Raw genomic sequence first — 8,069 nt, 5'->3', positions numbered from 1 at the left:
TCTGATCAAGAGTCTATGAAAATATTAGACTCTTGATCAGGAACGGTTTCTGCAAAGAGTTTTGCTGTCACTACAACAGGAGTGTTTTCTCCAGTGCCGCACAATTCATTTTTGACCTGTTCATCAAACTCTTGGGCATATTGATTATAGTCATCTAGCAGATTTTTGGCATCTATAGTTTTATTTTTGGCGTTGCTGAAGCACGGGTATGATTATGGAAAAGAGCGCACGCCAAAAAAGTCCACTTATTAGAATTAAAAATTATGCAATGTCCTGAATGTAAATCAGATCATATCAATAAAAATGGTCATAAAAAAGGAAAACAAAACTATATTTGTGTCCATTGTGGCCGACAATTCATAGAATCTTATGAAACTGGTAGAGGTTACTCTCAAGATCTTAAACAAGAATGTCTAAAAATGTATGTAAATGGTATGGGATGAGCGAGGCATTGAAAGAGTCAAGAAACTACATCATACCACAATTATTAATTGGGTAAAACAAGTAGGAAAACTCTTACCTGATTGTTATGATCCACAGACAACTCGCCTAGGTAGGAGAATTAGATGAATTGGAAACTATGGTATGCTCAAAAAAAACAAAATTTGGCACAGCAGCTGCAGTAGACCACTTTAAACAGGGTATTTTGGGATGGGTTTTAGGAGACCATAGTTCCAAAACTTTTGCTCCCAGGGTGGGAAGTTATTAGTAAATGGAAATGCTATTTTTATGTGACAGATGGATGGAAAGTTTACCCAAATTTTAAACAGTGATGGAGATCAAATCATTAGCAAAACATATATGGTTCGAGTTGAGGGTGAAAATACCCTTATTAAGACATTATTTAGCAAGGTTACATCGTCAAACTCTTTGTTATTCTAAATCGTCAGAAATGCTGAGATATTCTATTCAATTATTAATTCACGCTTCTCAAATTTAGAGATGTGCCAACTCCTTATTCAAATAATATAAATTATTTGATAGTGAGCGCGATCGCTACTTTTCTACAATCATACCTTAATTCAGCAACGCCTTATTTTTAAATGTATTACCCCAGTTACTCATAGTCTATCCTCCTAAAATCAAAAAATTAATTCTCCATAAGGCCATTCGGCAAAATTTCTTAATATATCTTAATATATATTGTAAAAGAAAAGTTTAGAGTTTAAGGATATGGCCATGACTGATAACCAAACATCTAAAGTGAATAGACTATTTCAGACCCTAGCCTATTTTGGGGTTGTTCCCTTTGTTGGGAGTTTTAAATGGCTACAAAAATTATTTGGTGAAAAGACACCCAAAACACCAGAAAAATCACAAGTAGTATTAGTAGTGGGTGCTAATGGTGGAGTTGGTAAACGAGTTGTACCTAGACTCCAGGAGCGGGGTTATCAAGTTCGATCGCTCGTTCGAGATGCCAAAAAAGCTCAGAAAGTTCTCGGCAAAAACGTTGAAATAGTAACTGCCGACATTACCAAACCAGAAACCCTCACCCCCGAAATATTCAAAAACGTTAGCAAAATCATCTGTTGTACAGGAACGCGAGTACAACCAGTCGAAGGAGACAACCCAAACCGGGAAAAATATTACCAAGGTATCAAATTCTTTATGCCAGAAGTTGTTGAAGACCCTCAACTTGTCGAATATGAAGGCATGAAAAATCTCGTGGCAGCCGCAAAACCACAACTACAACCAAGCAACAACAAAATTATCTTTGACTTCACCAACCCCACCCAAGACCTCAAAAAAACCTGGGGAGCATTAGACGATATCGTTATGGGGGGAGTCAGCGAAAGCTCCATCCGTCTGACAGATACTGGTGCTATGTTCTCCGGTAATGTCTCAACTGCCAATTCAGGGGGTTTTGTATCTGTTCGTACCCGTAACTTCGACCCCCCAATGAATTTATTAGGAGCTGCTGGTATCGAACTCCGAGTCAAAGGAGACGGCAAACGCTATAAATTTTTCCTCCGCTGTGAAGACAAATGGGATGGAGTTGGTTACAGTTATTCTTTTGACACCGTTTATAATATCTGGACAACTATTCGCATTCCATTTAAAGATTTAACACCAGTATTTCGTGCCAAAGTTGTAGAAAATGCTCAACCTTTTAATCCCAGTCAAGTTTATTCTTACCAATTAATGTTGAGTAAATTTGAATATAACCGAGAACTTAATCCTAAATTTACACCAGGATTTTTTCAGTTAGAAATTGAGTCAATTAAAACTTATGGTAGCGACCAATTACCTAAATTTGTATTGGTTAGTTCGGCAGGTGTAACTCGTCCGGGGCGACCAGGTTTAAACTTAGATGAACAACCTCCAGCAGTGAAGTTTAATGACCAATTAAAAGGTTTGTTGAATTGGAAATTAAAAGGAGAAGAAGTTATTCGTTCTAGTGGGATTAATTACACTGTTATTCGACCTTGTGGAATGACTGAACAACCAGGCGGTCAAGCATTAATATTTGACCAAGGTGATAATATTAAAGGTATTGTTAGTCGGGATGATATTGCCGAACTTTGTATTAAAGTTTTGGAAGAAATACAGGCTTGCAATACAACTTTTGAGGCAAAAGGAGATAAAGAAAAGCAGGCTAGTGCTGAAATTTGGCAGAAGTTATTTAACAGTTTAGAAGCTGATAAAAATAAATTAACTGTGACAGTTTAAAAAGTATTTAGCAATTGTTCACAAACCTCGTGGGAATATCATGTCCGGTTGAATAGTTATAAGTTAGAAGCTCTCGTAGTAGGGCTTGAGCAATAAGATAGATATCTCATATCAAATCCGGTTAAATGCCCTCAAAATCAATAGCTTAAAACCCTGATTATTACCTGATTGGATTTATGTGCAATTAGGTGGATTTGATATTACTGGCTAAAGCCCTAGCCTATCAAAAAGCTTAAAACTCAGACAACGCCAGATTTTTCCTTCTTCCTTCTCTGGTAAATATAGCAGTCGCCACTATAGTTAGGACATCGGGTAATTATGATGATTCATAACGTGAGCAAGATGCTCGCACTAATTGTCAAACACCAACCAGGCGGTTGCTATAGAATTCGTCACTGTCTAAAAGATATGAAGTGTTTACAGGATGCTATGGAATTTGTCTTGCGTCAAGCGTCCTAACAGTTATGGCAGTTGCTATAACTAATCGCCTAGATAACTAAACGCCTTATTCCTTCTTCCTTCTGCTATATATTTATCAAACAAAAAAACGCGAATGAAATTAACCACTCGCGTTTTTTTTCAGATAGAAAATTTTCTTCTGGATGTTTATGAAACTACTGCTGCTACCTTTTCATCTGGAGAAACTTTAGCAGTCAAACGCTCATAAGTTGCACGCATTTTCAGACCGACTAAAACTTGGAACAGTCCACTACCATTATTGGAACCTGGATAGTCTTGGTGTTCCCTCATCATGTGGGTCATCTCACCATAGTATTTAGTGGCAGTATTGCTGAGGTGTCCTTCAACGTAAATCATTTCTTCCAGGTTATCAAAGTTACCATCTACTTCTAAGACAGAAACTTCATGGCCGAAATAGGCATCTGGGCCATAGAACATTTTAATTCCAGGATAGGAACAAGTAAGCTTACGTCCACAAGGAATCCAGTTAATAGTCGATCCTTCATCAAACAAATATACTGGTTCAAACCCTTCTACACCTTCACGTTGGATCAAGCGTACTCGTAAGACTTTATGTTCCTGATCATCAGGAATAAGTTTGGTGGACAAAATTTGAATGACCACATCTGCATGAGCTTTTTGTGGGTCAATATAAGCATCAAAGTCTGGACGACGAGCATTGATAGAAGCAAGTACATCTTCGTAACGATGGCCTCTTTCTGCCATATCGCGCTTGATTTTCCAAGCAATTTTAACTTCATCACTAATATCTAGATAGACACTAAAGTCAAGTAGCGATCGCACGCGCTCATCAAATAGAGGATGAAGACCCTCAATCACTATAATATGATTGGGATGAACTTTTTCCGGTGGGTCAATCATGCCAGTTTCGTGGTTATAAATTGGCTTATCAATAGACTGACCTTCCTTTAGAGCTTTAATTTGCTCATACATCAAGTCAAAATTATTGGCCCTTGGGTCAAGAGCAGTAATTCCTGTTTCTTTACGTTGCTTACGATCTAGACTATGGTAGTCGTCCAGGCAGATAACTGTAACAAAATCTTCTCCAAATACATCTGTTACACGACGCAAAAAAGTAGATTTTCCGCATCCAGAATCTCCGGCAACTCCAATTAATACTACTCTATCTGGTTTTTTCACAATAGTTCCCCTCTAACACAAAACAAAGTTTAATGACATATCCCATACTTTTTTTTGGGTGAGTCTCAGCTTCTGAGTGAGTCCAGGACAAGTTCCTGAGCATTTCTTGAGCTGTGTTGATTCCTGTAATGCTCCATTTAGACTTACTCTATCAAAATTTAATCATAAACTGACCCATTTTCCTGGCCACATCCTCTGAATGAGGAGAGACTTGAGGTTTTCTGGCGGGTTAAGCTAAATCAATAGACAAGTCTAATGAACTTGGTGTCCACATAAAACAACTTCACTTGAAAGTGTTGCTTTGCTACACAGTAAAAAGCTAAGACAGCTCACTGTCGTTGGACTTTTGGACAGACTTTGAAGCTATTGACTCTAAAGTCTTTATTACTAACTTTTGTAAAATATCATATCAGAATGGGATCTTCCCTACAAGGATCAAAGAAAATAAAAGCTTAATCAACAGTACTCTGTTGGAATGAGTTCTATAGACAAAAGTCATTTTTTGGAAAGCCAAACGTTATAAATCAAGGGACTTTCAGTTCTGTAAGCATTTTTACCTCTCCACCTATAAATCCTAGTGATTGTATTTGGTTGATTTATTTTCGCCAATTTTCATAAAAAATCTGAATTAAGTCAGATAAATTGGACTGATGATATTGTTTTATTTTTATCTTTATCTCTCATGGATTTAATACCCCACCATCTACACGGTGATTAAAATTGGTTGGGGTTATCAGACACGAAGTGGTTTGTCGAAAACATCCCCATGCAATTTTCCCTTCTGCCTTCTTCAACTCTTGTGAATTTAATCCTTACCGTCACCGTCACCCGCAGTGCCAATGGGGTTGGTGGGTTGAGAATCTCCATAGAAAGCACTCTCGGTTTTACTGACTACTGGCTATTGACTAATGACTACTGACTATTAATTTGATAATTAGCTACAGAACTTAAAAGAAATTAAGACCACTCTGCATTTTATATGTAAAATAGTCAGAATTGATTAATGCCAAGAATTAACAATGTCTTAGAGATAAATAAAGAGTGAAAAAAGATGTTTCTGTATTGGCCATATACTTAAAAGCATCTTAATATAGAGACTCAAGCTGTAATAAAAGTGAAATTCTTGTGGGTGAAAAGTGTATTTGTACCAGAATCAAAGATCGGTCAATAATGACAATTCAAACAGCACTTAGTCATAGTGTAAAAAACAATACAGAACACTATACTGCCTCTTTTTATTGAAGCTTGAGAAGCTACATCAGAGTAAACAACTGAAAAAAATATTAGTTTTACTCATCCTATTGTAGTTCTACTTTTAGGTTACTTCCTAATCATAGAATGAATTAGAGAATAAACAAGATGCCATAAGGAAAACAAGATTTTCAGCACTAAACCTCTGAAATATAGACTTAAAACCTACTGGCCATTATACCAGAGTATCTTAAAAAACACTTAAATAAAAAGACTCATCATCTCTTGGCAATATACTTTATCTAAATGGAGAAATCAACTAATGAAAACTCAAACTGCATTGGGAGTAAAAACCAATACAGAATACGGTAGTCGTACTTTTGTATACGAAGTCGAAGGTTTACGTCAGAGTAATATTACTGACAAAACAAATAGCCCCATCCGTCGCAGTGGAACTGTTTATATCACTGTACCTTATGCCCGCATGAACCAAGAAATGCAAAGAATTACACGGATGGGAGGCAAAATTATCAGCATTAAAGCTGTGAGTGAAGACTCTCAAATGAACGGTCAAACAACTACAGGAGAAACAACTAAACCCATGACTCAAGCTAAACCTAAGTCACATAAGGATGTTCCGGTAAACACCTATCGCCCCAAAAATCCATTCATCGGCAAATGTCTTTCCAGCACTGAGTTAGTGCGTGAAGGTGGTGAAGGTACTGTTCGTCACCTAGTATTTGACCTTTCTGGTAGCGACTTGCACTATCTAGAAGGTCAAAGTATTGGTATTATTCCACCAGGAACAGATGATAAGGGTAAACCTCATAAGTTAAGGCTTTATTCCATCGCTTCTACTCGTCACGGCGATAATCTTGACGATCAAACAGTGTCTCTGTGTGTACGCCGTCTAGAATACAATCACCCAGAAACAGGTGAAAGAATCTATGGTGTATGTTCTTCTTACCTATGTGGTATGGAAGAAGGTGCAGATGTGGCCATTACTGGGCCTGTAGGTAAGGAAATGTTGTTGCCTGATGATGAAGACGCAACTATTATTATGATCGCAACAGGTACAGGAATTGCTCCTTTCCGTGCTTTCATCTGGCGGATGTTTAAGGAAAGAGAACAAAACCCTGATTATCAGTTTAAAGGTTTGGCCTGGTTATTCTTTGGTTGTGCTTACACTCCCAATATTCTCTACAAAGAAGAGCTTGAAGAACTGCAACGTCAGTTCCCTGATAATTTCCGCGTAACTTATGCTATTAGTCGCGAACAAAAGAATAAAGATGGCGGCAAAATGTATATTCAGCACAGAATTCAAGAAAACGCTGATGAGTTGTGGGACCACATCCAAAAGCCAAATACTCACACTTACATCTGCGGTCTCAAAGGTATGGAAGGTGGCATTGATGAAGGAATGTCTGCTGTGACTGGTAAGTTTGATGTTGATTGGAGCGAGTATCAGAAGCAGTTGAAAAAAGACCATCGTTGGCACGTTGAAACTTACTAATATGATATAATAGGGGACTATTAATCGCTGCATTTTATAGAACTCAGGGAGAGGTACATTTGATACCCCTCCTTTTTTAGTTGAATGGACAAAAAAATAGGCTCCTGAGTAATTGTTTGTGATCAACAAATTCTGCTAATATCAAGTGGATTGAGTTACTAATAAATTGAGACAGGGGACAAAAATTTCCTAGATATTCTCCCAATATTTGGGTTAGTGTCACATCTCTCAAATTTAATTAATCCAGGATCATAATTAGGAGAACAAAATGAAATTTGGTAATCTTGCTAAAATTGTCGCTGGTGTTGCTGGTGTAGCAGCTACTGGGTATGGTGTAAAAAAAGCTGTAGATTATTTCCAGAACCGCGATCAAGAAGAACCCGATCCAGAAGCAACTGAAGACGCAGAAGTAGAGCTAGAAGCTGATGATATTGCTTTTGCGACTGTGGAACCTGAGTCAGTACAACCTTTCCTTGATGCCAGCTTTGGCGCTCCAGGTCGTTACGTTCCCACTCGTCCGCCTAAAGTATTTGAATATCAAGACCAACAATACATGGTAATATGGTCTTACGATAACGAAAAAGAAAAAAATCAATTGATGGGATTCCAATACACTGATGCAGGTAGGCAAATGGTTGCTAGTGTAGGATATACTGCTGATGCTACTGACTATAATGTTAACTTAGACGGTACAAATTTAGCTGTTGAAGTTAATGGAGAACAAATTACATCTGGTCAAGGTGAAACTGGTGGTGCAGATGAAGTTGATTTAGTTCCAGTCGGATAACTTCATTTAGAAATTAAGTGGTAGTGGTGTATAGTTGGTAATAATGATGAATAAAATTACTAGCTAAACTATTAGTAATTGAGTTTTGCATCTGCCACAAGAATGCACTACTATCAAAAAATTAGTTGAAAATCAGAGCCAGGGTATTTTAACCCTACACATTCCTATAATAACCAGACATGGTATCACACAATTGGTAACTTCAACAATTAATAATGAATAATGAATAATGAATAATTACCTCTCCTTGAAAGAAGAGGATTGACAAATTCATGAAAATTTTTCTTC

The 8,069-nt window shown here is 37.4% G+C and carries 4 protein-coding genes and 1 pseudogene; 4 read left to right on the top strand and 1 reads right to left on the bottom strand.

The annotated features are described in order from the left end of the window. The first annotated feature begins 263 nt into the window (after positions 1-263). Positions 264-1,043: pseudogene (locus F6K13_RS08855) on the top strand (IS1 family transposase). Between the two features lie 136 nt (positions 1,044-1,179). After that, positions 1,180-2,670, top strand: coding sequence for a CIA30 family protein (locus tag F6K13_RS08850; protein ID WP_124147398.1), 1,491 nt, complete (start codon positions 1,180-1,182; stop codon positions 2,668-2,670). 606 nt (positions 2,671-3,276) lie between these two features. Here F6K13_RS08850 and F6K13_RS08845 read toward each other — a convergent pair. Next, the gene (locus F6K13_RS08845; RefSeq protein WP_124147399.1) at positions 3,277-4,293 is read right to left on the bottom strand and encodes a phosphoribulokinase; all 1,017 of its coding nucleotides are present in this window, start codon (positions 4,291-4,293) and stop codon (positions 3,277-3,279) included. A gap of 1,510 nt (positions 4,294-5,803) precedes the next feature. On the opposite strand from F6K13_RS08845, the gene petH reads away from it, so the two are divergent. Further along, the gene (gene petH / locus F6K13_RS08840; protein WP_124147400.1) at positions 5,804-6,994 is read left to right on the top strand and encodes a ferredoxin--NADP reductase; all 1,191 of its coding nucleotides are present in this window, start codon (positions 5,804-5,806) and stop codon (positions 6,992-6,994) included. Positions 6,995-7,262: 268 nt separating this feature from the next. Next, the gene (locus F6K13_RS08835; RefSeq protein ID WP_124147401.1) at positions 7,263-7,781 is read left to right on the top strand and encodes a hypothetical protein; all 519 of its coding nucleotides are present in this window, start codon (positions 7,263-7,265) and stop codon (positions 7,779-7,781) included. The last annotated feature ends 288 nt before the right edge of the window (positions 7,782-8,069 follow it).

Source organism: Okeania sp. SIO2B9, assembly GCF_010672505.1.
Lineage (GTDB): Bacteria > Cyanobacteriota > Cyanobacteriia > Cyanobacteriales > Microcoleaceae > Okeania > Okeania hirsuta.
This window is presented reverse-complemented; position numbering and strand designations above follow the sequence as displayed.

Bases quoted from the DNA above. Each gene is read 5' to 3' on its own strand.
- F6K13_RS08850 (WP_124147398.1), top strand. From the start codon at position 1,180: ATGACTGATAACCAAACATCTAAAGTGAATAGACTATTTCAGACCCTA.
- F6K13_RS08835 (WP_124147401.1), top strand. From the start codon at position 7,263: ATGAAATTTGGTAATCTTGCTAAAATTGTCGCTGGTGTTGCTGGTGTA.
- petH (WP_124147400.1), top strand. From the start codon at position 5,804: ATGAAAACTCAAACTGCATTGGGAGTAAAAACCAATACAGAATACGGT.